This window comes from Micromonospora sp. NPDC093244, assembly GCF_040683695.1.
GTDB lineage: Bacteria > Actinomycetota > Actinomycetes > Mycobacteriales > Micromonosporaceae > Micromonospora.
Window position 1 is genome coordinate 1,539,388 of record NZ_JBFBEO010000001.1, and the last position, 22,463, is coordinate 1,561,850.

The following is a 22,463-nucleotide window of genomic DNA, read 5'->3' on the forward strand; positions in this document are numbered from 1 at the left end:
GGCCGGCTCGGCCCGCCAGGGGCCGTGCGCTGGGGGACGGCGTACTAACCTCGGCGCCATGAGCCGACCTGCCGGCACCGGCCGACCGTCGCTGTGGCGGGACCGCACCTTCGGCACGTACTGGATCGCGCAGTCGCTCTCGGCGGCCGGTGACGCGTTCGCCTACCTGGCGGTGCCGCTGCTGGTGCTCCAGGCGACCGGGTCGGTGGCGCGGATGGGTCTGCTCACCGCCGTCGCGGGCGCCGCGTCCGTCGTGGCCGGCATCTTCGGCGGGGTGCTCGTCGACAGGTACGACCGCCGCGCCCTGATGATCGCGGCGGACCTGGCCCGGCTGATGCTGTACGCCCTGGTGCCGCTGGCGTGGCTCGCCGGCCCGCAGGTGTGGCTGCTCTTCGTCGTGCTGCCGATCTGCGAGGCGGCGGGCATGGTGTTCCAGGTCGCCGCGGTGACGGCGGTGCGCAACCTCGTCGACTCCGACCGGATCACCGAGGCCAACGGCCGGTTGCAGGCGACGTACGCGGCGATGGCCGTGCTGGGGCCGCTGCTCGCCGGTGTGGTGTCGGCCCGCTTCGGCCCGGCGACAGCCATCGCCGTCAACGCGGGAAGCTTCGCGCTGTCCGCGGCCGGTCTGTGGCTGATCCGACTGCGGCCCGTCGAGGTCGGCGACGACGTCACGGCCGTGCGTCAGCGCCCGCTTGCCGAGTTCCTGGCGGGGGCGCGGTTCCTGTGGCGACAGCCCGTGCTCCGGGCGCTGACCGTGCTGCTGTCGGTGTTCATCTTCCTCACCTACGGCTTCACCGACGTGTTGATCTATCACGTCACGCACGACCTCGGCGGTTCCGAGGGCACCGTCGGCACGGTGCTCGGGGTGGCGGCCCTGGGAACGGTGGCCGGCGCGTTGCTGGTGGCCCCACTGCGTCGCCGGCGCGGCTTCGGCGTCACCTGGATCAGCGCGCACACGATCTGCGGGTGCGCGGTGGCCGGCGTGGGCGTCGCGACGAGCGTCCCGGCGGTCACCGCGCTGACCGCGGTGTACCTGTGCTGCCTCAGCATCGGCGGGATCTGCTCGATGTCGCTGCGCCAGGAGATCACCCCTGACCACCTGCTCGGTCGGGTCACCTCGGCGTTCTGGAGCACGCACTACTCGCTGGGGCCGGCAGGTGCGGCGGTGCTGACCTGGTCCGCCGGCAGGTACGGAGTCCAGGCCGTGATGCTCGCGGCGGGCGCCGGGTGCCTGCTGGTCGCCGTCGGTGGGTTGTTCACACCGATCCGCCGCGCCGGCGCGGAGCCGACCAGCGGCCACCGGGTGCTCCGTCCCGCGCCGGCCGGCGGCTCGACCGGTTGAGACGAGCCCCGCTCAGAACTCCAGGTACATGACGTGCAGGCCGACCCGGCCGAGGGTGGGGTGGCGGAACGCGCCGGGCACCGTACCGACCACCTCGAAGCCCTCCCGCCGGTAGATGTCGACCGCCGACCGGTTGCTCTGCGCCACGGCGTTGAACTGCATGCCGGCGTACCCCCGGGCGCGAGCCCAGGCCAGCGCGTCGCGGCACAGCGCGGTGCCCACGCCCCGCCCGCGCGCGTCGGCGGCCACCATGAAACTCGCTGTGGACACGTGCGCGCCGGGCCCGGGGCGGTTGGTGCCCATCTTCGCGGTGCCGAGGACCCTCCCGCCGTCGACCGCGACGACCGTCCGACCCGGCGGGGACTCCACCCACATGGCGTACGACTGCTCGGCGGTCATCTCGGGGTCGTAGGTGAACGTCTCCTGTGCCCGGATCACCTCCTGGATGACCGGCCACACCTGCGCCCAGTCCTGGTCGACGAACTCCCGAATCAGCACCGGGCGAGGTTAGGGCCCCGCACGAGGCTCGGACAATCCGTTTACGGCAGGTGCATCCGTGGGGCGTACCCGGTGCGAAGCATGGGTCGTGACGAGACGTCACGGATCCGTCGCTTCGACGAAAGGCCCGCTGATGAAGATCGCACGACTCGCCGCCAGGATGGCGGTGGGCGCCATGGCCACCGCGCTGGCCACCACGGCCGTCGCCGTGCCGGCCGCCTCGGCGACCGGTAAGGCCAAGCCGCTCGGCACGACGTCCCTCGCCCAGGTGCTCACGAAGGACACCAGCGGCTTCGACCGCAACTCGCGTGACTTCGACGTGCTGACCGCGGCCGTGCTGGCCGTGCTGGAGGCCAAGCCGAACTCGCCGGTCAAGGTTCTGACCGACGGCACCGTCGCGCTTACCGCGTTCATCCCCACCGACGCGGCCTTCCAGCAGTTGGTACGCGAGATCACCGATTCCACGAAGCTGCCGAGTGAGAGCGCCGCGTTCGCGGCGGTCGCCGGTCTGGGCATCGACACCGTGGAGAACGTCCTGCTCTACCACGTGGTGCCGGGCGCGACGATCGACCGCAACACGGCGGTCCGCGCCGACGGCACGGACCTGACCACCGCGCTCGGCGCGACCATCGAGGTCGACGTGCGCACGTACCTGTTCTTCTTCCGGCAGGTGCGGCTGGTCGACGCGGACACCAACGACCGCAACGCCCGCGTGGTCAGCTTCGACGTCAACAAGGGCAACCGGCAGATCGCGCACGCCGTGGACCGGGTGCTGCGCCCGATCGACCTGCCCTGAGCAGGGACGGGCGGCGTCCGGCCTCGCGCCGGGCGCCGCCCGCGTCGGTCGTCAGACCGGACCGAGCGCGGTGATCTCCTCGTCGAGCAGGGCCGTCAGCCGCTCATGGCGCCCCGGGTGGCTGCCCGGGGTCATGCCACGGCTGGGCATCTCCACGGTCATCAGTAGGTACAGGTGCAGCCGGTACAGCGCGAGGCGGCGCCGCGCCGAGTCGTCCAGGACCAGCGGTTCGGCGCTGGCGGCCCGGTAACCCTCCAGCAGGGGATGGTCCGGCTCGTCCTCGACGCGGCGGAACAGCCGTGGCGAGACCAGGTCCAGCAACGGGTCCCCGTAGAGGTACCGTTCGCCGTCGACCAGGCCACGCAGCCGCAACCTGCCGCTCTCGTCGGGCTCGGCCAGCACGTTGCCGTCCCAGCAGTCGAAGTGCAGCAGAGCAGGGCGGCGTACCTCGTCCAGCACGTCGGCGTGCCGCCGCACCAGGGCGTGCAGGTCGTCCCCGGTGACGGGCAACCGGACGTTCCAGTCGGCCGCGTCGGCGAGCAGCTCGTCGAGCATCGCGGTGAACGCCGCCCGCCACGTCGCCCCGCCGGCCCGCCCACCGTCGTAGCCGAACCGGTCGCCGGTGACCCGGTGCAGCGCGGCGAGGGCCACTCCGAGGTCGTACCGCGCCGGGCCGTCGTCGACATCATGCCCGGACAACTCGGACAGGGAACGGCCGGGCAGCATCGCGGTGACAAGCCACTCGCCGTACGCCGGATCGCTGCCGTGGTGCAGCACCGCGGGTACGGGCACCTGCGGCGCCCGCTCGGCGACCAGCCGGAAGTATCGGGACTCGGCCGCGCAGAGCCCTCGTTCGTAGCGCAGCAGCGGCGTTCCGGCAGGTGGGGCCACCTTGAGCACCACCCGACGGCCGTCGTCGAGCGAGGCCCACCACACGGTGGCGTACCCGCCGCCGGTGAGCGGGCCCGCCTCGACGACCCGGGACCGTGGGCCGAACGACGCGCGGACCAGGTACGCCACGTCGTCGGTCGTGAGGGGACGCTGGGTCGGGCTGACCACTGTCATGACGCCGTGTCGGCCCGCCGCGCCCGGGGCGCCGGCCTGCTCGTCGGACGGGCGGCGGGGCCCGTGGTGTCCCGGCGGACCAGCTCGGCGGGCAGCACCTCGACCCGGGGGGACAGCGTCTCCGCGCCGAGCACCAGCGACATCGCCCGTACCCCCATGTCGACAAGGGGCAGCCGCACGGTGGTCAACGGCGGGGTGACGTCCCGGGCGATCGGCATGTCGTCGAAGCCGATCACGGAGACCCGCTGCGGCACGGGCAGCGACCGGGCCCGCAGGGTGGCGAGCGCGCCGATGGCCATCGAGTCGTTGAGCGCCACGATCGCGGTCAGCTCGGGGTCGGCGTCCAGGAGGCGGGCGGTGGCCTCCGCGCCGCCGTCGCGGTCGAACTCGGCGTACCGGATCCGCCGCTCGGGCAGGTCCCGGCCCTGTTCGCCGAGGGCCTGGCGGAGCCCGGCCAGCCGGTCGGTCGTGGTGGTGAGGATGCGTGGGCCGGCGACCACGCCGATCGCCAGGTGCCCCAGCTCGCACAGCTCCCGGCCGGCCAGGTAGCCGCCGGTCCGGTTGTCGGGCATCACCGCGTCGCCGGAGTGCTCGTGCCGGCCGATCACCGCGACCCGCCCACCTGTCGCCTCGTACGCGGCGAGCTTCTCGTTGAGCTGCCTGGTGAACGCCTCGTCGTGGTAGCCGGAGCCGGCGAGGATCAGCGCCGCCACCTGGTGGCCGCGCAGCAGCTCCACGTACTCCAGTTCGCGGTCGGGGTCGCGGTAGCTGTTGCAGATCATCAGCAACCGGCCCTGGTCGGTGGCGACGCGTTGCAGGCCACGGGTGATCTCGGCGAAGTACGGGTCGGAGACGTCGTGCACGATCACGCCGACGGCGCTGCGGTGCGAGCGGGCCAGCAGTTGGGCGTGCGCGTTCGGCACGTACTGCAACTCGGCGACGGCGGCCAGCACCCGTTCGCGCAGCTCGTCGGTGACCGGTTTGCTGCTGCCGTTGATCACGCGGGAGGCGGTGGCGGGTGAGACACCCGCGCGTCGCGCCACGTCGGACAGGGTCGCCATGGCCGCCCCCTCGTTCTGTTGACGGCTTTTCGCCGTGCCGGCTAGCGTCACGGTACCGCAGTGAAAGCCCTTTCCCGCAGGGCGGCCCGGCCGTGTCCGATCGCCTCGCGGTACGCCGGCCCGATCCTCTCGCCGCGCTGCCCGGCGGCATCGGGGTGTCCCGGCTGCGGGTCTACGACACGGCTGACCGTCCCGCAGGGGTTGTCGCGCCGGCGGCGCAAACACATCGAGGAAAGGCCTTGCCTGGTTTTCGGGTGCCGCCTACGCTCCAGGAAAGCGTTTGCCTGATCGCCGATCGGCCCGGCCCGATCATCCGCACCTTTGCGGTCGAGCTGCCGACGCACCGCGACTACGCGCAGGTGATGTCGGATCCCCGCTTCGACCGACTCGCCACCGACCTGCGCGGGTTGCTCGGCAGCGCGGCCGCCAACCACTGAGGACGCGGGATCGGCACGACCAGCACGACGGAAGGACCACCATGACCCGCAGGTCGATCGGCATCATCGTCAACGGCGTGACCGGAAGGATGGGTTACCGGCAGCACCTCGTACGCTCGCTGCTGGCCATCCGCGAGTCCGGCGGCGTGACGCTGACCGACGGCACGACCATCTGGCCGGAACCGGTCCTGGTCGGGCGCAACGAGACGAAGCTCCGCGAGCTGGCCGAGCGGCACGGCCTGACCGACTGGACCACCGACCTGACGTCGGCGCTGGCCCGCGACGACGTCGAGATCTACTTCGACGCCCAGGTCACCCAGCAGCGGGAGAAGGCCATCCGGCAGGCCATCGAGGCCGGCAAGCACATCTACACGGAGAAGCCCCTCGCCGAGGACACGGCCGCCGCGCTCGACCTCGCCCGGGCTGCCGACGCGGCGGGCGTCCGCACCGGGGTCGTGCAGGACAAGCTCTTCCTGCCGGGGCTGCGCAAGATCAAGCGGCTCGTCGACGGGGGCTTCTTCGGCCAGATCCTGTCGGTGCGCGGGGAGTTCGGCTACTGGGTCTTCGAGGGCGACTGGCAGCCGGCGCAGCGTCCGTCGTGGAACTACCGGGCCGAGGACGGCGGCGGGATCGTGGTGGACATGTTCCCGCACTGGCACTACGTGCTGGAGGAGCTGTTCGGCCGGGTGAACGCCGTGTCCTGCGTCATCGCCACGCACGTGCCCGAGCGGGTGGACGAGGCCGGCAGCACGTACGCGGCCACCGCCGACGACGCCGCGTACGCCGTCTTCGAACTCGACGGCGGGGTGATCGCGCAGATCAACTCGTCCTGGACGGTGCGGGTGTACCGCGACGAGCTTGTGGAGTTCCAGGTCGACGGCACCGAAGGCAGCGCGGTGGCCGGCCTGCGCACCTGCCGGGTGCAGCACCGGGCGGTCACCCCGAAGCCGGTGTGGAACCCGGACCTGCCCCTCACCGAGGACTTCCGCGCCCAGTGGACCGAGGTGCCCGACAACGAGGAGTTCGACAACGGCTTCAAGGTGCAGTGGGAGGCGTACCTGCGGCACGTCGTGGCCGGCGAGCCGTTCCGGTGGGACTTCCTGGCCGGCGCGCGCGGCGTGCAGCTCGCCGAACTGGGGCTGCGCGCGGCCCGCGACGGCGTCCGCGTCGAGGTGCCGGAGCTGCGGGCGTGAGCGCCGCCGAGGTCGTACTGCCCGGAGGGCGGCGTCACCTGCTGACCGGGGGCGGTGGGTTCGCCAGGCCGTCGACGCCCGCGACCAGTCGCGTCGCGTACGCCGCCGCGCACGTGGTCGCCGACCCGGGCGCCGAGAATGCGCCGGGCGCCCCGGCGGCCGTGGACTGGGACACCACGCTCGCGTTCCGGCGGCACCTGTGGTCGTACGGGCTGGGGGTTGCCGAGGCGATGGACACCGCCCAGCGGGGGATGGGGCTGGACTACCCGGCGACCAGGGAACTGATCGGGCGCAGCGCCGCCGAGGCCCGCGCGGTGGGCGGCCGGATCGTCGCCGGTGTCGGCACCGACCAGCTGCCGGCCGGCCCGGCAACCCTTGCCGCGGTGACCGCGGCGTACGCCGAACAGCTCGACGACGTGGGCGCGGCAGGCGCCCGGCCGGTGCTCATGTGCAGCCGGCACCTGGCCGCCGCGGCGCGCGGCCCCGAGGACTACCTGCGGGTGTACGACGAGCTGCTGAGCGCCGCCGACGAACCTGTGGTGCTGCACTGGCTGGGCCCGATGTTCGACCCGGCGCTCACCGGCTACTGGGGCGCGGTCGACCTGGACCTGGCCGCCGACACGGTGGTCGAGCTGATCAAGGCGCACCAGTCACGGGTCGACGGCATCAAGGTGTCGCTGCTGGACGCCGACCGGGAGGTCGCGTTGCGCCGTCGGCTGCCGGCCGGGGTGCGGCTCTACACAGGCGACGACTTCCACTACCCGGAGCTGATCCGGGGCGACGAGGTGGGCCACTCCGACGCGCTGCTCGGGGTGTTCGCGGCCATCGCGCCGGCCGCCGCCGCCGCGCTGGCCGCCCTGGATCGGGCAGACGTGGCGGCGTACGACGAGATCTTCGCGCCCACCGTGCCGCTGGCCCGGCACCTGTTCGCGGCGCCGACCTGGCACTACAAGACGGGGATCGTGTTCCTGGCCTGGCTGGCCGGGCACCAGGACCACTTCACCATGGTCGGCGGCGCGCAGTCCGGCCGGTCTCCGGCGCACCTCGCCACCCTGCTCACCCTTGCCGACGCGGCCGGGTTGCTGCCCGACGCCGAGCTGGCCGCCGCCCGCGCCCGAGCCTTGTTCACGGTGGCGGGGGTGGAGCAGTGAGCCTCGCGCGGTTCTCGTTCAACCAGGCCACCGCCCAGCGCTGGCCGCTGCCCGAGGTGGTGGCCGGCTGCGTGGCGGCAGGTGTGCCGGGCATCGGCCTGTGGCGGGAGCCGGTGGCCGGGTACGGGCTGGCCCGCTCGGCGAAACTGGTCCGCGACGCCGGCCTCACCGTCACCTCGCTGTGCCGGGGCGGCTTCTTCTCCGCCGACGACTGGCGTGCGGAGAACCTGCGGGCCGTCGAGGAGGCGGCCACCCTGGGCGCCCCGGAGCTGGTGCTGGTCTCCGGCGGGCTGCCGGCCGGCAGCCGGGACGTCGACGGCGCCCGACGTCGGGTCGCCGACGCGATAGGCGAGCTGGCCCCCCACGCGGCGGCGGCCGGGGTACGACTGGCCATCGAGCCCCTGCACCCGATGTTCGCCGCCGACCGCTGCGTCATCGCGACCCTCGGCCAGGCGTTGGACATCGCCGAGCGGTTCGACCCGGCGGTGGTCGGCGTGGTCGTCGACGCGTACCACGTCTGGTGGGACGACACGGTTTACGCGCAGATCGCACGGGCCGGCGCGCGCATCGCCGCGTTCCAGGTCTGCGACTGGGTGACCCCGCTGCCGGAGGGGGTGCTGCTCGGTCGGGCGCTGCCCGGCGAGGGGTGCATCGAGTTGCGCCGGCTGCGCGAGGCGGTGGACGCGGCCGGTTACGCCGGGCCGATCGAGGTGGAGGTGTTCTCCGCCGAGGTGTGGGCGCGTCCGGGCGCGGAGGTGCTGGACGCGTCGGTCGCCGGCTACCTGCGCCACGTCGTCTGAGCGACAGTCGGACGGCGGGCCCCGCGGCGGGGCCGCGCCGCGCGGACCGTGCCCGCCTGGTGCCTGGTGCCTGGTGCCGGGTGCCGGATGCCGCCGGCGGTGCTCGCGGTGACCTGTGCGCTCGCCGGGGTGGATTCCGCCCCGCTGCTGGGGTTGCTGCTCGCGGGGCGTGCACGGCGCTCTGGCGGCGCCGCCTCACCGGTCTGCGGAATCGCCTACGACCATCGCCCAAACCTGAAAACCCTTTCGGATCAGGTCAGGCGACCGTCCGGTCACACGTGAATGTCGAGGTGGCTCGAGCCTGGACCGGCCGGTCGCCGCCGCCGTCTCTCCCGCCCGTGCCACCGGCCCGCGCCGTCGCCGCCTCCATCGAGAAACCCACGTCGATATCTCCGATCACGAACCCCGAGGTGGGACCACATCGTGCCCGGCGATCAGTCACGCCGTGCCGCCGTGCCGCCTCCGTTCGCCCGATGACCTGCGCCGACAGGGGCTCCGAACGGATCGCGCCGACGGCCGTGCCGGGCACGCCAGACACCGGAAAGCGGGGTAGCGCGGCCCAGAACGATCATGCAATGCTGGCCGCCCTTCCAGACCCGGATCGGGCACCGCCACCTGTGGCGGTGCCCTGATTCGTCGTGCGCTAGCCCGGAAAGGTGCAGATCGCCATGCCAAGTCTGATCATGCAGGTTGTCGCGCACGAGGACGACGACCTGCTGTTCATGAACCCCGACGTGAGCGCGAGCATCGCGGCCGGCGTTCCCAGCGTCACCGTGTACCTGAGCGCCGGCAACCTCACCGGCACCGGCACCACCGACGCGCAGCGGACCCGCAACCGGCAGCGGGGGGTCCAGGACGCCTACGCCCGCATGGCCGGCGTGACGACCATCGCCCCGGGTCAGGCCGACTGGCGGGGGGACCTGCTCACGATCGCGGGTAGGCAGGTGGAGCGCTACCGGTTGACCGCCCGCCCCGACGTGGCGCTTGTGTTTCTCAACCTGCACGACGGCCAGTTGGCCAACATCTACAGCGGGACGACAGACACGTCCGTCATTCCGGAGACCGGGGTGGTGACCACGTCGTTCTCCTACAAGCGGGCCGACGTCACAGCCGTGCTCAGTGGCCTGCTCGCGACGTACCAGCCGACGGTGCTGCGGTTTCAGGACCTCGACCCCGATGTCCGGTACGGCCCGCAGGAACACCCCGACCACCGCGCGACGGTCCGCTTCATCACCGATGCGGCCACGTCGTCGTCGAGTAAGGCGATCCAGGTCAGCTACCGGGACTACGAGATCAGCCAGTCCGTGGCCAACCTGTCGGCCGCGGCGGTCGCCGACAAGACCGCCACGCTCAGCCTGTACGCGAACTACGACGTGAAGTACGCACCGAACAACTGGCCGGCCCGGGCGTACCGCAGGTGGGCTCGGGGGACCGCCTGGGTCAATCGCAACGCGGACGGACGGCTCCAGACGTTCGTCGTCCGCAACGGGGTCGTCCACACCCAGTGGCAGACCGTTACCGGCAGCTGGTCGGCGCCCCTCGCCATGAATGGGGCCGGCGGTCCGCTCGCGCCGACCCTCGCCGTGGGCAGCAACGCCGACGGCCGCCTCGAGATCTTCGCCCGCCGCCTCTCGGACCACCACATCGTCACCACCTTCCAGACCCAGCCGAACGGCGGCTGGCTCACGTCGTGGGTGGATTTCGGCAGCCCCAACGCGGGATTGAGCAACGCCGACCAGATCGGCGTCCCGACGGTCAGTCGGAACGCGGACGGCCGGATGCAGATCTTCCTGAAGAACGGCGGCGGAGGGCTCAGCGCCAAGGCCCAGACCAGCGCCAACGGCAGCTGGGGCGGCTGGACCGACCTGCGGGGCACGGACGCGCAGGACGCCATCGCCGCGATTCTCAACCCGAACGGCCGGATCGAGGTGTTCGCCGCCACCAGGACCGGAGTCCTGCACTGGGCACAGACCCAGCCCAACGGAGCTTTCGCCCTCAACACCCTTCCGACCCCCGCTCCCGCGAGCTCGCCGCAGGTGGCCATCGGAGCGGACAACCTCCTGCGGCTGGCCTACCGGCTGGAGAGCAGCGCGGAGGTGGCGATCTTCCGCCAGGTGTCGTCAGGCGGCACGTTCGACGCGACGCCGACGATCGTGACCGGCCCGACGGGAACGGGTGAGGTGGCGATCGTCAGCAACCCGTCCGACGGCAACGCGCCGGTCACCCTCTTCGCGCTGGGCTCGGACACGGCGGTGAGCGTGAACATGGAGTCGACATCGGGCGGCTCGTACGACGACGCCTGGACCCCGCTGGACGGTCCGACCATCGACTTCGCCGCCGCGGTGGACGCCGCCGGCCTGATCAACGTCTTCCGCATCGGTGTGGACGGTCTGGTCAACGCCAGCCGCCAGGACAGCGTCGGCGGGCGCACGTTCGATTCCTGGCAACCGCTTCCCGCGTAGCTCCCCGGCATCCGGCCAGCCCGGCCGGCGTCGGGAGCGACGTACCGAAAGAACCCTGGAGCGCCCGCTCCGGGGATGCCACCGACTGCCCGGGGCACGGGCACGATTCGCACGGGGGAACGCACAATGCGTCGTCGCAGCTTCGTTCTGACGTCTGCCATGACCGGTGTCGGATGGAAGATCCCACTGCGGGAGCCGACGCCTTCGCAGCCCGCCGGGCCGGCCTCCGCGACGGCCGTCCCGGAGTCCGCCTCGACACCTGGCGCCTTCGGTCGGGCCGGGGTCTTCGTCCGTCGCGCCGAGATCCGGCATCCGACCCCCGACACGCAGCGGCAGGCGGCCCAGCCGATGCCGCGCCTGCAGGGCATCCGTCTGGCGGACAACCGTGGCGCCGGCTACGTCCGGTCGGTCCTCGACTTCGCCCTGCCCGGTCCGGCGACTGCCGCCCCTGCCGCGCTGGCATCGCTGCGCTTCTACACGGTGCTGGCCGACCCTGACCCGCAGCTGCGGCGTCCGATCGTCGACGCGCCGTACACCGTGCACCTGGAGGTCGGGCGCAGCGACACCATCCTTGGGCAGCGGCCTGTGCCGCAGCGGGACCCGTTGGTGCTCAACACCGCGGTCTGGCACGCCGAGGGCATGTGCTTCGTCCAGTTCGGACTCGCCCGGCCGGTGAAGTTCCGGGTGACCGAGAAGGGTGATCAGCTGCTCGTCGACTTCCAGGCCTGACGGGCCCTCGCCGGGGCGTACGCCCTGCTCCGGCCGCGCCGTAAGAAAGTGATCTAGGCGCGGCTGACACATCGTGATCTTATGTGCACCAGCGATCCGTAACACCGCGCAAATCGTCGATTAACCATCGACGGCTTAGGTGGGGGAGCGCTCCCACTGGCGGATCGCGATCGATGAGGGCAGCTCCACAGGGAGCAGGCGGAAGGAGCCTCGTGGCTAACGGCACGAGCGGGAACAGGCTGCGAAGACTGGCGTTACCGGCGCTGGTCGTCGCCATGATCACCGGCACAACCGGTGTAGCGGGACCGGCGTCGGCGGCCCCCGGAGACGGGCCGCCCCACAACGGCGTGGGCTACTTCTCCGGCGGGTCCGACCGGAAGGTCACCCTGACCGACGGGGCGGACCGTCGCCCCGACAGCGAGCGCGCGGACAGCCCGAAGGCTGCCGTCGACGCGACCGGAACGGGCGTGTACGTCGTCCAACTGGCCGAGGAACCACTCACCACGTACGTCGGCGGGACCTCGGGGCTGACGCGGACCCGGCCGACGCCCGGCAACCGCCTGGACGTCACGTCGGGGCCGGCGCAGGCGTACCGCCGACACCTCGACGCCCAGCGGACCGCCGTCGCCGGCGCGGTAGGTGTGCAGGTCAAGGCCGCGTACACCACCGCCTTCAACGGGTTCTCGGCGAAGCTGACAGCCCAGCAGGCGACCGCGTTGCGGGCGGACAAGCGTGTCCGTGCCGTCACCGCCGCGCAGGCCCTCGGCACCCGCTCGAAGGCGCCACTCGCGCCTGCCCCCGGCACCTCGGCCCCCGCCACCACGGCCGGGGCCGACCCGACGACGGCCGAGGGCGCGGCCAAGCCGGCCAAGCCGGCCAAGCCCGGCCCCGCCACCGGTGCGGGCATGGTGATCGGCGTCCTGGACACCGGCATCTGGCCGGAGAGCGCGTCGTTCGCCAGGAAGATGCCCGCCCCCGCCGGCTGGCGCGGCACCTGCCAGACCGGCGTCGCGTTCGTGGCCGAGCACTGCAACGGCAAGATCGTCGGCGCCCGGTACTTCGCCGACACGTGGCTCGCCGGCGGCGGCTCCGTACCCGAGGGCGAGGTGCTGTCCGCCCGCGACATGGCCGGGCACGGTACGCACACCGCGTCCACGGCGGCCGGTCTGCCGATCTCGGACGTCACCATCGACGGCCGGCGCTTCGACCCGATCTCCGGGGTGGCACCGGACGCCCAGATCGCCGTCTACAAGGTGCTCTGGGGCGGTATGGGCTACGACGCCGACATCATCGCCGGCATCGACGCCGCCGTCGCCGACGGCGTGCAGGTCCTGAACTTCTCGATCGGCTCGGAGCTCGGCGACTGGGAGGCGAACACCCCCATCGGCATCGCCTTCCTCAACGCCACCCTGTCCGGGGTCTTCGTGGCGGCGTCGGCCGGGAACACAGGCATCGTGAGCGGTGCCATCAGCAACGCGGCGCCGTGGGTGACCACTGTCGGCGCGGCGGTGACGCACCTCGACGAGGCGACGGTCAAGCTGGGTGACGGCACGAAGCTGGTCGGTGGCTCGCTCGACGCGTTGCCCGGTGGTGCCTCGCGCGCGATGGTCTTCGGCGAGCGGGCCGGATCACCGGATCTGGGCGCGGTGTACTGCGAACCGGGCAGCCTCGACCCCGCCAAGATCAAGGGCAAGGTGGTCGCCTGCGCGCTGTCCGACACGTTCGGCTCCGCCGCCGAGGTCAAGGAGAAGGGCGGCGCCGCGATGGTGCTGTTCGACCCGGTCGGCAACTACCGGGTCAACTCGATCTACAACTTCCCTGTGGTGTACCTGCCGACCGAGAAGCAGGCCGGCATCCTCTTCAACTACCTGATGCGCCACCCCGCCGACGCGACTGTGTCCCTGCGCAGCGGCGGTGACGGCTCCAGCGTCCCCGGCGTACCAAGCGTCGCGGACTTCTCCTCCACCGGACCGGACAAGGTGACCTTCGGCGTCTTCAAGCCGGACCTGGTCGCGCCGGGGTCGGACATCATCGCCGCGGTGTCACCGGCGGGCAACTTCGGGCGGCAGTACGACGCGTACTCGGGCACCTCGATGGCCTCGCCGTACGTGGCCGGCGCGGCGGCGATCCTGCGCGCCACGCACCCGGAGTGGTCGCCGGGCGCGGTCGCCTCGGCGCTGCGGACCACCGCCACCGACACCGTCGGCACCAGCAGCCCTCTGGACCAGGGCAGCGGCTTCATCAACCTCGCCCGGGCCAAGGACCCCGGACTGGTCATCGAGCCGACGGCGGCGGAGCTGACCGAGTTCAGCGAGACGGCCGCACCCGACGGCAAGGAACTCAACCTGCCGGCCATCTCGCTGCGCGAGTACGACGGGACCCGTCCGGTGACCGTCACCCGCACCCTGACCAACGTGGGCAGGGAGCGGGAGACCTACCGGTCGGCGGTGTCCGGCCTGGCCGGCATGAAGGTCACCGTCACGCCCGCGTCGGTGACGCTGGCGCCGGGCAGGTCCGTCACGGTGACCATCACGCTGCGCCGGGGGAGCGCGCCCTTCGACCGGTACGTGACCGGGTCGATCACCTGGAAGGGCAGGGCGCACAACGCCCGGATCCCGGTCGCCGCCCGCCCGTGGGGGATCAGCCCCCGGCCTTACGGGGACGACGGCGAGGAGTTCGGCCGGATGACAAGCGGCTCCTTCGGCATGATCCAGCCGGGCTTCACCGGGCCGCTCGCGGGTCGCAGCACCGGCTACACGCCGGTGCGGCGCACGTCGTACTCGATGCCGGCAGGCGTCTACGGCGGCGTGTTCGACCCGAGCGCCTCCGGCGTGAAGAAGGTCGACTTCACCGTGCCGGCGAACACCGCAGGCATCATCGTCGAGGCCGACACCGAAGACCCGAACACGAACCTCGACCTGTACCTCTACAAGGGCGACACCCTGGTCTACAGCAGTGACAGGTACTGGACCAGCCTGGAGCAGGCGTACAAGTTCCTGCCCGAGCCGGGGCGCTACACCGCGTACGTGTTCGCGCAGGTGCCCGGTGCCCCGGTCGTCGACTTCGAACTGCGGCACACCATCATCGGTCGCAACGCGACGTATTCGCCCGCCACGTTGACGCTACCGCCGACGACGGAGCGCGGTCAGAGCGTCAACTTCACGTTGAAGCCGAACGGGCCACTGGCCGAGGGCGACTTCTGGGCGTACACCGAGTGGCGCACCAACGGCACGGTCATCCCCGGCAACCTCGTCTCCACCCAGCAGAGTGCCTGGCAGTAGTACATGAGAAAACGCGGGGCGGTGCCGTCGGGCACCGCCCCGCGTTTGTCAGCGCTGCCAGGCGTCGATGCTCTTCACACCGTCGCGCACGGTGCGGTCCAGGATGGCGGGGTTGCCGCTGCTGCCTTCCCAGCCCTGGTCGTCGAACACGGTGACGACTCCGTCGACCCGCGCCACGGCGATCTGGCTGGAGGCGTCGCCGCCGGTCCGCTCGCCGTTGAGGCTCGTCTCCGCCCACGCGCGGGACACCAGCAACGCCTCGTCACCGACACCCGGCAACACCTGGCTCTTGACCGCTACCGGGTTGTCGCCCTGGTCGTACGAGGGGCACGCCTTCACCGCGTCGCGGAGGCGTTGCAGGTAGGCCACGGCGCCGTCACCGTCGAAGGTGAAGATGGTCTGGTGGATCATGCCCTGCGGCACGTTGGTGTCCGGCTCGCCGGCCTTCTTGTAGGTGACGGTCATCGCCGCGCTCGCGGTGACCTGCCGGCCACCGGTGCCGAACTCGTTGCCGCACAGCTTCGGTAGGGCCTCGGCGACGGGCGTCGTGCGCCGGGGCGACTTGCGCAGCTCGGCGGGCAGCTCGACGAAGGCCGACGTCGGAATGGTCGTCGGCGCGCCGGGGCTCGCGGACGGCTGGTCCGTCTGGCTCGGGGTGGCCGTCGCCGTCGTCGCTGTCGTCGGCGACGAGGTCGACGACACCGCGTCGGTCCCCGCGTCGCCCGCCGTGCACGCACTGCCCAGCGTGACGGTGCCGAGCAACGGCAGGACGATGGCGAGCACCCGCGGCGCTCGGATGGTCGGTGGCGGTGTGTGCCGGTTCATCATTTCCCCCTCGCCTCTGCCCGACCAGTGCCCCCCGCCCGCCCAACGGAAACGCGTGCACGACGGTGACGGGCGGGCGGACGACCGCCCGCCCGTCACCGGCCCGTGATCAGGTGACAGCGACGGTCAGGTTGATCGAGCGGGTCTCTCCGCTGGTGCAGGTGGCCTTGCGGGGGTAACTGTGACTCGTCGACCGCAGCGTCGCGCCGTGGGTGATCGCGCTGTTGACGCCGAAGTCCCACGCGTAGTCGGTGATGCTCTGCCCGGACGGCGCTGCGGCGGTGGCGCGCCAATTCCTGCCCGGGGCCTCCCGCATGCCTCAGGTTCTTCGGCTGCTCCTACCGTGTCGCCTCCCGACGCCAGGTCTCGGCGAGGAGGCCGTAGGTGTAACCGTCCACCCAGCCCCGCTCAGCGTGCCAGGAATCGCCGACGCCGTGCTGCTCACGACGCATCCCGACCTTCTCGAGGATGCGCACCGAGGCGAGATTGTCCGCGAAGCAGCCGGCGGTGATCCTCCGGACGCCCAGCTGGCCGAACGCATGCGCCACCATCGCGGTGACCGCCTCTGTCGCGTAGCCGTGGCCGCCGTAGGCGGGATCGAACACATAGCCGAGCCGGGCCTCGGTCCGCGATGGCATGCCGGGTTGGCCCATGCCGTCGACGACGTCGAGCGAGACCGTTCCGATCACCACACCGTCGAGCGTGACCGCCATGCTGTGGTCGTCGGGGTCCGCCGCCGCGCGTTGCCACGCCGCGCGGAAGGAAGCCGGGTCGACCCGCGTACGGAGTAGCCAGCGCGTGACCTGCGGCAGATTGCGGTACTCCAGGATCCGGTCGACGTCCTCGTCCCGCACCGGACGGAGCTCCAGGCGTTCGGTGCGTACGGCGGTTTTCTCCATGAGGCGGCACGCTAGCCGACGCGCCCCTGCGGGACGCCCGATTATCGGGCCGTCAGGAGTCTGCTCGGATCTCCCAGGCTGGTCGTTGGGGCTCGTCGTTGTGCACGACGATGTCGGCGTGATCGGTCGGGTGGGCCGTGGCGAAGTAGAGCTGTTGGGAGGGGATGTAGCGCTCGCGCCAGCGCCGTTCGACGTCGGGCCGGCGTTCCCAGACCAGCGCGCGCTCAACTGTCCTGTCGAGCGTGGTCGACACGAAGACGCGCAGGTCCCACCTGTCGATCAGTTCCGGGCGCAGGAGGAAGACGCCGTCGAAGAGCAGAACGGCGTCGGCGGGGGCGGTCGTGACCGGCGGGGACAGGACGCCGTCCGTCGTGTGGTCGTAGACAGCGGGTTGGAAGCGCCGGTCTCCGCCCGGGCCGAGCGGGTCGAGCAGGACCCGGTTCAGCGCGTCGCGGTCGTGGGTGTCGTGGTAGCAGCCCTCGGCCGAGTACTCGCCGCGCGGATAGCGCTGCGCCCTGGGGAAGAGGAAATCGTCGACGGTCGCCCGGATGACGTCGCGGCCCCGTTGCCGCAGGACGAATGCCAGTTCGTCGGCGAGGGTGGTCTTGCCTGTCGCTGGCGGTCCGTCGACGGCGACCCGCGTCGGGTGGGCGACCGCGACGCTTGCGACCGCGTCGGCGAGGCGGCGCAGCATCTCGTCGCGGGTGCCGTGCTCCATGTCCTGCCCCGTCCTTGCCTGGCGAAGGGACGCTGTGTCCGGCGGCACGGCGCCTCAGGTGGTGGACGCCGGTTCGGCGGGCCGGCGCGTGAAGAAGCGGACGATGTCGTCCGCCGCGGTGGGGGACAGCATCATCGCCTGCACCCGTGCGGACATCTCGGCGATCGGGTGGATCCGGGCGAACATCGCGTCCTCGTACGTCCGGATCGCCGCGTCCGGATCGGCAGGGTCGGCGGCGAGTCGGGCGGCGAGTTCGGCGGCGTCGAGCATGGCCTGGTTGGCGCCCTCGCCGACCGGCGCCATGAGGTGCGCGGCGTCGCCGATGAGCGTGACACCCGGCCGGCTGGACCAGCGCGTGTCGGTGGGCGTCGCCTCGATCGCGCGCGGCGTCGGCGGGCTGTCGGCGGCCTCGATGAGCGCGGTGAGGCGGGGGTCCCAGCCGGCGAAGATGTCCAGCAGCGCGGACTTGTCACGGAGGGCGTCGAGGGGGTGGTCGCCCGCGCGCAGCGAGATCCCGACGCGGAGGCTGCCGTCGCCGAGGCGCTGCGCGGAGAGTATCTGGTTCACGCCGACGGCCCACAGGTTTCCGGGGCCGACCAGGTCGGCGAGGTGGGGGTGCCGGCGGTCGACGTCGCTGACGGCCAGCTCCACCACAGTGGACACCGGGGAGAGTGGGACGTCGACGAGCAGCGGTCGGACGATCGAGCGTGCGCCGTCCGCGCCGACGAGGATGTCGCAGTCGCTCCGGTGGCCGCCCTGGAACGTCAGCTCCCAACCTCCGGCAGGTCGCGGGGTCGCCGCGACGAGCCGGCGCTGCCAGACGACCGTGTCGCCCGGGAGGGAGTCGAGCAGGAGGTCCCGCAGCGCGCTGCGGTCGATCTCGGGACGCCCGGAGAACGATCCTGGTTGCGGCTCGTGGTGCACCAGGACCCGGCCGTTCGGGTCGAGGATGCGGTGCTCCTCGCCCTCGGGCCGTGCCTGCGACCGGAAACTGTCGGCGAGGCCCGCCTCGGCCAGGGCCCGTTGCCCGGACTCCGGGTGCAGGTCGAGCGTGCCGCCCTGCGACCGGGCGGTCCGGTCCGCGTCGCGCTCGTACACCACTGAGCCGATGCCGTGGAGGTGCAGGACCCGCGCCAACGTCAGCCCGCCAACTCCGCCACCGGCGATCGCGATTCGCATCTTCGTCCCCTTGCCGTACACTGTATTGGTGGATACACCGTACGGTAGCGCGGCGTTGCCCGTCTGGGAACGGCCCGAGCCCCAGCCGCGGGCGGTTCCGGTGCCGCTGAGCCGCGAGAAGATCGCCGCGGCGGCGATCCGGCTCGCCGACGCGCACGGCCTCGACGGGCTGTCGATCCGCAAGATCGCCAAAGAGCTCGGGGTCGGCCCGATGCGGCTGTACGACTATGTGCTCAACAGGTCCGAGCTGCTCGACCTCATGGTCGACGTCGTCTACGCCCGGATAGCCGAGGTCGACCAGCACCAGGAGTGGCGGGCCACGGTGCTGGCCATCGCCCACGCGACCCGCCGCGCCGCCCTCGACCACGAGTGGTTCTCCGACCTGCTCGGCGCACGGCCGCATCTGGGTCCTCACGCGCTCGCCGTGGGCGAGGCGACCGCGGCGGCGCTGAGCCGGTCACCCCGGGTGCGCGACGTCGGCGATCTTCAGCGGGCACTGGGCGCCCTCAACGGCTTCCTCGTCGGGGCGATCCGCAGGGAGGTCACCGAGCGTCGCACCGCCCGCTCCACAGGCACCGACGAGGCCGCCTGGCAGGCCAGCCTCGGCCCCTACCTCACCCGCATGCTGGAGACCGGCAGGTATCCCACAGTCGCCCGGCTGGTCATCGACGGCGCGCACCTCGATGCCGAGGAGACCTTCAGCCACAACCTGACCACCGTCCTGGACGGTGTCACCGGCGGATGACCGGCGGGCGTTCGTCGCAACCCGGATCGGCCGTCGCCGCCCAGGAGGGACGCCAGGTGTCCGGCGGGAGCGGTGGCAGGCCCCGCAGGTGCGCGATGACGGCCCGCAGACCGGGGTGCGGATTCGCGCGCGGCAGGAGGAGTGAGAGCGGGTAGGCGAGCGTCGGGCCCACGATGGGGATGCGGCGCAGGTCGTGGCCTGCCGGCCACAGGTACCTGTCGCGCGAGCCGACGAGGGTCGCCACGTCGGCGGAGTCCGCGAGGACGTCCAGCAGCACCTCGTCGCCGAAGTGCGGCCCGGCCGCGTCGACGCGCAGGTCGAAGTGGGTGACGAGCTGGTCGTAGAAGTCCGCCCACTCGCTGCGCGGCGCGATACCGGGCACCCAGATCCGGTGCCGGCGCAGCTGGGCGGGTGTCAGCGTCCGTGCGGAGGCGAGCGGGTGTCGCGGGCCGACGAGGAGTTCCAGCGGGGAGTCGAACGCGTGGATCATCCGTACGTCGCGCGGCAGCGTGGCCCTGTCGGTCACCGAGCGGAACGACGCGTCGACCTCGCAGGCCTGGACCGCGGCGACCGCCGCGCGCGGGTCGTCGACGCGCAGGGTCACCACGTCGAGGGCGGTTTCCGGGTGCGCGCGCCAGAAGTCGTGCAGGACCACGGCCTGCGCGGACCGCAGGCCGAGAACGTCGATCCGCAGGGCCCGCGAGCCCGGCCGGATCGCGGCGATGGCGCGGTCGGCCCCCGCCACGACGGCCCGGGCGTGCGCGAGGAAAGCCTGGCCGTCGAGCGTCAGCTCGACCCCTCGGGCGGTACGGGTGAACAGCCGCACGCCGAGTTCGCGTTCGAGAGCGGCGACCCGCTTCGACACGGCCTGCTGCGTCACGCCCAGCTCGTCGGCCGCGTGTCGCAGTTGCCCGAGTTCCGCCGCGCGGACGAACGACCGCACCCCCTCGGTATCCACCTGCCCATTATGCGAACGCACAACCGATGGTTGTGGCTCGCCGGCCTGGCGGTTGTTTGACCTGCGGCGGGTGCGCCAGGTGTGCTGCGCAGGCCCGGACATCGGTTGTGGCGAGGGGGTCGCATGCGCGTACGGTTGGGCCCCGACTGCGGGTGGCTGTGGTCGGCGTACGCGATCAGCACCTACGGCACGTGGATCGCCTTCGGAGCGTTCCCGCTGATCGCGGTGAACGTGCTGGGCTCGCCGGCGTTCGCCGTGTCGCTCCTGGACGCGGCAGGGCTCGCCGTCTCGGCGACTGTCGCCGTCGCGCTCGGGCCGTGGGTCGAGCACCGGGCCAAACGGCCGGTGATGATCGTGATGGACCTCACCCGGTTCGCCGCGATGGCGAGCGTGCCCGTCGCGTACGCCCTGGGTCTGCTCTCCTACGGCCACCTGCTTGTCGTCTCGGTCATCTCCGGGACGGCGGGCATCACCTTCGCCGCCGCGTCCGGCGCGTACCTGAAACACCTCGTCCGCCGCGACCACCTCCTGGTGGCGAACGGGCGGTTCGAGGGCACGAGCTGGGTGGCGACCGCTGCCGGTCCGCCCCTCGGTGGCGCGCTCGTCGGACTGCTCGGACCGGTCGTCACCGTCCTGGCCGACGCCCTGAGCTACCTGCTGTCCGCGATCGCGGTCGGACGCGTCGGCGGAGGTGACGTCGCGGCGCCCCGGGACCGGGTCACCCGGCTGCGCGCCGTCGACCTTCTGCGGGGCTGGCGTTTCATCCTCGGCGACCGCGTCCTGCGGGGCCTGTTCCTCAACTCGATAGTGGTCGGTGGCCTCATCATGGCCACCGCTCCGCTGCTGGCCGTCCTCCTGCTGGGCGAGTACCACCTCCCGGCCTGGCAGTACGGTCTCGCCTTCGGCGTTCCGGCGCTCGGCGGCTTCGTGGGCGCGCGGCTGTCCGCGCGTCTGGTGGCCCGCCACGGTCGGCACCGGGTCATGATCGTCTCCGGTTGGCTGCGGTCGCTCTTCCCACTCGGTCTGGCGTTCGTCGGCCCCGGCATCCCCGGCCTCGTCACGTTGATCCTCGTCGAGGGCCTGCTGATCACCTGCATGGGCATCTTCAACCCGGTCTCCGCCACCGAACGCCTGCACCGCATTCCCGCCGACCACACCGCGCGGATCCTCAGCACGTGGAGCGCCACGGGCAAACTCCTGCAGGCCGTCCTGATGGTGATCTGGGGTGTTCTGGCCACCCTCACCAGCCCGCTGGCCGCCATCACCATGTCCGGCGTCCTCCTGCTCGCCACCCCGCTCCTGCTGCCCGGACGGACACACTGGTCCGCCCCCGAGCCGGCCTCACCCGCCCAGGACGTCCGGGTCGCCTGACCCACGGCGACGCACCGCGTGCCGCAGACTGTGCAGATGTCCGACGTGACGACCCCTCCCCGGCACACGTCGCCGCTCGGGGCGCCGACCTCCCTGCCCCTGCGAACCGAGCAGCCCACGGGTGCGCGTCAGCCTGGCGACGAGCGCCGGTAGGGCCGGCCGGCCGAACGAGGACTTCGTCGGTGCTGTTCCGGGCGCTGTCGTGCTGCTGGACGGCGCCGGCATCCCGGGCGCCGAAGCGCTCTGCTCCCACGGCGTCGTCTGGTACACGCGTCGCCTCGGCGGCACGCTGCTCGGCCACCTGTCCCGCGACGACGGACGGGACCTCGGGGCCATCCTCGCCGCCGCCATCGGCGAGACCGCCGCCGAGCACGCCGACACCTGCGACATCGCGGACCCCGCCAGCCCGCAGTCCACTGTCGCGCTGGTCCGCGTCCGCCGGGGACGTCTGGACCATCTCCTGCTCGCGGACTCCTTCCTCGTCCTCGACCACTCCCGCGCCGGCCCGCTGGTGATCACCGACGAGCGTGAGGTGAGCGCCAGGCGCGAGTGCGCGGCACCCCTGGACGGCGTCGCGCCGGGAACACCTGAGTACGACCGCGTCCACGCCTCCTGCGTCGCCGCGCTGCGGGCGCGGCGCAACAGGCCAGGTGGTTACTGGATCGCGAAGGACGACAGGCGTGCCGCGCGGGAGGCGGTGACCGGCAGCAGCTCCCTCGCCGACCTGAACGCTGTGGCGTTGGTCAGCAACGGCGCCAGCCGCGTCGTCGACCCGTACGGCCTCACCGACTGGCCCGGCCTCCTGGAACAGCTGCGCGCCGGCGGGCCGGCCGGCGTCATCGCCCGCGTCCGGCAGGCCGAAGCCCGGGATCCCGGCGCTCAGGTCCCGGACGACGCCACAGTCGCCCACTGCACGCACCTGCGTCACTAGGGCTGGGCGACGGACGGCC

At 72.2% G+C, this 22,463-nt stretch carries 21 protein-coding genes; 12 read left to right on the plus strand and 9 right to left on the minus strand.

Going from position 1 to position 22,463, the window contains the following annotated elements:
* Positions 1-58 precede the first annotated feature (58 nt).
* On the plus strand, positions 59-1,345 hold the full coding sequence (locus AB0N27_RS06780; RefSeq protein WP_364364258.1) for an MFS transporter: 1,287 nt from the start codon (positions 59-61) through the stop codon (positions 1,343-1,345).
* 12 nt (positions 1,346-1,357) lie between these two features.
* Here the strand turns inward: AB0N27_RS06780 and AB0N27_RS06785 are convergent, their stop codons facing one another.
* Entirely contained in the window at positions 1,358-1,843 is a 486-nt protein-coding gene (locus tag AB0N27_RS06785) for a GNAT family N-acetyltransferase (RefSeq protein WP_364364261.1), read from the minus strand.
* A 133-nt stretch (positions 1,844-1,976) separates the two neighbouring features.
* On the opposite strand from AB0N27_RS06785, the gene AB0N27_RS06790 reads away from it, so the two are divergent.
* The gene (locus AB0N27_RS06790) at positions 1,977-2,639 is read left to right on the plus strand and encodes a fasciclin domain-containing protein (RefSeq protein ID WP_364364264.1); all 663 of its coding nucleotides are present in this window, start codon (positions 1,977-1,979) and stop codon (positions 2,637-2,639) included.
* A 51-nt stretch (positions 2,640-2,690) separates the two neighbouring features.
* Here AB0N27_RS06790 and AB0N27_RS06795 read toward each other — a convergent pair whose 3' ends face one another.
* Both AB0N27_RS06795 and AB0N27_RS06800 read right to left on the minus strand, forming a co-directional pair.
* The gene (locus AB0N27_RS06795) at positions 2,691-3,704 is read right to left on the minus strand and encodes a phosphotransferase (RefSeq protein WP_364364267.1); all 1,014 of its coding nucleotides are present in this window, start codon (positions 3,702-3,704) and stop codon (positions 2,691-2,693) included.
* The gene (locus AB0N27_RS06800) at positions 3,701-4,765 is read right to left on the minus strand and encodes a LacI family DNA-binding transcriptional regulator (protein ID WP_364364269.1); all 1,065 of its coding nucleotides are present in this window, start codon (positions 4,763-4,765) and stop codon (positions 3,701-3,703) included. Before AB0N27_RS06800 ends, AB0N27_RS06795 begins: the two co-directional genes overlap by 4 nt.
* A gap of 92 nt (positions 4,766-4,857) precedes the next feature.
* On the opposite strand from AB0N27_RS06800, the gene AB0N27_RS06805 reads away from it, so the two are divergent.
* From AB0N27_RS06805 to AB0N27_RS06835, 7 genes are all read left to right on the plus strand, one after another.
* Positions 4,858-5,202 carry a hypothetical protein gene (locus AB0N27_RS06805; protein ID WP_364364272.1) on the plus strand — a complete coding sequence of 115 codons (345 nt, stop codon included), beginning with the start codon at positions 4,858-4,860 and terminating at the stop codon, positions 5,200-5,202.
* 41 nt (positions 5,203-5,243) lie between these two features.
* A complete protein-coding gene (locus AB0N27_RS06810; RefSeq protein ID WP_364364275.1) occupies positions 5,244-6,395 on the plus strand; it encodes a Gfo/Idh/MocA family oxidoreductase in 1,152 nt (383 codons plus the stop codon).
* Entirely contained in the window at positions 6,392-7,546 is a 1,155-nt protein-coding gene (locus AB0N27_RS06815; protein ID WP_364364277.1) for a dihydrodipicolinate synthase family protein, read from the plus strand. The genes AB0N27_RS06810 and AB0N27_RS06815 overlap by 4 nt, the downstream gene beginning before the upstream one ends.
* Complete coding sequence (locus tag AB0N27_RS06820; protein ID WP_364364280.1) at positions 7,543-8,346, plus strand: sugar phosphate isomerase/epimerase family protein; 804 nt, start codon at positions 7,543-7,545, stop codon at positions 8,344-8,346. Before AB0N27_RS06815 ends, AB0N27_RS06820 begins: the two co-directional genes overlap by 4 nt.
* 668 nt (positions 8,347-9,014) lie before the next feature.
* Positions 9,015-10,808 carry a PIG-L family deacetylase gene (locus tag AB0N27_RS06825; RefSeq protein WP_364364283.1) on the plus strand — a complete coding sequence of 598 codons (1,794 nt, stop codon included), beginning with the start codon at positions 9,015-9,017 and terminating at the stop codon, positions 10,806-10,808.
* 159 nt (positions 10,809-10,967) lie between these two features.
* A complete protein-coding gene (locus AB0N27_RS06830; RefSeq protein ID WP_364364285.1) occupies positions 10,968-11,537 on the plus strand; it encodes a hypothetical protein in 570 nt (189 codons plus the stop codon).
* 275 nt (positions 11,538-11,812) lie between these two features.
* Positions 11,813-14,818 carry a S8 family serine peptidase gene (locus AB0N27_RS06835; protein ID WP_364364287.1) on the plus strand — a complete coding sequence of 1,002 codons (3,006 nt, stop codon included), beginning with the start codon at positions 11,813-11,815 and terminating at the stop codon, positions 14,816-14,818.
* Positions 14,819-14,866: 48 nt separating this feature from the next.
* Here AB0N27_RS06835 and AB0N27_RS06840 read toward each other — a convergent pair whose 3' ends face one another.
* The 5 genes from AB0N27_RS06840 to AB0N27_RS06860 all read right to left on the minus strand — a co-directional run bounded on the left by AB0N27_RS06840 (position 14,867) and on the right by AB0N27_RS06860 (position 18,439).
* Positions 14,867-15,643, minus strand: a complete 777-nt coding sequence (locus tag AB0N27_RS06840; protein ID WP_364364289.1) for a hypothetical protein — start codon at positions 15,641-15,643, stop codon at positions 14,867-14,869.
* Positions 15,644-15,752: 109 nt separating this feature from the next.
* Positions 15,753-15,959: a hypothetical protein gene (locus tag AB0N27_RS06845; protein ID WP_364364291.1), complete on the minus strand. Its 207-nt coding sequence runs from the start codon at positions 15,957-15,959 to the stop codon at positions 15,753-15,755.
* A gap of 22 nt (positions 15,960-15,981) precedes the next feature.
* Complete coding sequence (locus tag AB0N27_RS06850; RefSeq protein ID WP_364364294.1) at positions 15,982-16,542, minus strand: GNAT family protein; 561 nt, start codon at positions 16,540-16,542, stop codon at positions 15,982-15,984.
* A 52-nt stretch (positions 16,543-16,594) separates the two neighbouring features.
* A complete protein-coding gene (locus AB0N27_RS06855) occupies positions 16,595-17,260 on the minus strand; it encodes a uridylate kinase (RefSeq protein ID WP_364364297.1) in 666 nt (221 codons plus the stop codon).
* A 54-nt stretch (positions 17,261-17,314) separates the two neighbouring features.
* Positions 17,315-18,439: an FAD-dependent monooxygenase gene (locus AB0N27_RS06860; RefSeq protein WP_364364299.1), complete on the minus strand. Its 1,125-nt coding sequence runs from the start codon at positions 18,437-18,439 to the stop codon at positions 17,315-17,317.
* Positions 18,440-18,467: 28 nt separating this feature from the next.
* Here AB0N27_RS06860 and AB0N27_RS06865 point away from each other — a divergent pair, with 28 nt between their 5' ends.
* On the plus strand, positions 18,468-19,184 hold the full coding sequence (locus AB0N27_RS06865) for a TetR/AcrR family transcriptional regulator C-terminal domain-containing protein (protein WP_364364302.1): 717 nt from the start codon (positions 18,468-18,470) through the stop codon (positions 19,182-19,184).
* On the opposite strand, the gene AB0N27_RS06870 is transcribed toward AB0N27_RS06865, so the two are convergent.
* Positions 19,171-20,142: a LysR family transcriptional regulator gene (locus tag AB0N27_RS06870; protein ID WP_364364305.1), complete on the minus strand. Its 972-nt coding sequence runs from the start codon at positions 20,140-20,142 to the stop codon at positions 19,171-19,173. The genes AB0N27_RS06865 and AB0N27_RS06870 overlap by 14 nt on opposite strands.
* Before the next feature lie 123 nt (positions 20,143-20,265).
* Here AB0N27_RS06870 and AB0N27_RS06875 point away from each other — a divergent pair, with 123 nt between their 5' ends.
* Complete coding sequence (locus AB0N27_RS06875) at positions 20,266-21,513, plus strand: MFS transporter (protein WP_364364308.1); 1,248 nt, start codon at positions 20,266-20,268, stop codon at positions 21,511-21,513.
* A 121-nt stretch (positions 21,514-21,634) separates the two neighbouring features.
* Positions 21,635-22,444: a hypothetical protein gene (locus AB0N27_RS06880; protein WP_364364311.1), complete on the plus strand. Its 810-nt coding sequence runs from the start codon at positions 21,635-21,637 to the stop codon at positions 22,442-22,444.
* Positions 22,445-22,463: the final 19 nt, after the last annotated feature.

Bases quoted from the DNA above. Each gene is read 5' to 3' on its own strand.
- AB0N27_RS06780 (WP_364364258.1), top strand. From the start codon at position 59: ATGAGCCGACCTGCCGGCACCGGCCGACCGTCGCTGTGGCGGGACCGC.
- AB0N27_RS06790 (WP_364364264.1), top strand. From the start codon at position 1,977: ATGAAGATCGCACGACTCGCCGCCAGGATGGCGGTGGGCGCCATGGCC.
- AB0N27_RS06795 (WP_364364267.1), bottom strand. From the start codon at position 3,704: ATGACAGTGGTCAGCCCGACCCAGCGTCCCCTCACGACCGACGACGTG.
- AB0N27_RS06800 (WP_364364269.1), bottom strand. From the start codon at position 4,765: ATGGCGACCCTGTCCGACGTGGCGCGACGCGCGGGTGTCTCACCCGCC.
- AB0N27_RS06810 (WP_364364275.1), top strand. From the start codon at position 5,244: ATGACCCGCAGGTCGATCGGCATCATCGTCAACGGCGTGACCGGAAGG.
- AB0N27_RS06825 (WP_364364283.1), top strand. From the start codon at position 9,015: ATGCCAAGTCTGATCATGCAGGTTGTCGCGCACGAGGACGACGACCTG.
- AB0N27_RS06830 (WP_364364285.1), top strand. From the start codon at position 10,968: ATGACCGGTGTCGGATGGAAGATCCCACTGCGGGAGCCGACGCCTTCG.
- AB0N27_RS06835 (WP_364364287.1), top strand. From the start codon at position 11,813: ATGATCACCGGCACAACCGGTGTAGCGGGACCGGCGTCGGCGGCCCCC.
- AB0N27_RS06840 (WP_364364289.1), bottom strand. From the start codon at position 15,643: ATGAACCGGCACACACCGCCACCGACCATCCGAGCGCCGCGGGTGCTC.
- AB0N27_RS06845 (WP_364364291.1), bottom strand. From the start codon at position 15,959: ATGCGGGAGGCCCCGGGCAGGAATTGGCGCGCCACCGCCGCAGCGCCG.
- AB0N27_RS06850 (WP_364364294.1), bottom strand. From the start codon at position 16,542: ATGGAGAAAACCGCCGTACGCACCGAACGCCTGGAGCTCCGTCCGGTG.
- AB0N27_RS06855 (WP_364364297.1), bottom strand. From the start codon at position 17,260: ATGGAGCACGGCACCCGCGACGAGATGCTGCGCCGCCTCGCCGACGCG.
- AB0N27_RS06860 (WP_364364299.1), bottom strand. From the start codon at position 18,439: ATGCGAATCGCGATCGCCGGTGGCGGAGTTGGCGGGCTGACGTTGGCG.
- AB0N27_RS06875 (WP_364364308.1), top strand. From the start codon at position 20,266: ATGCGCGTACGGTTGGGCCCCGACTGCGGGTGGCTGTGGTCGGCGTAC.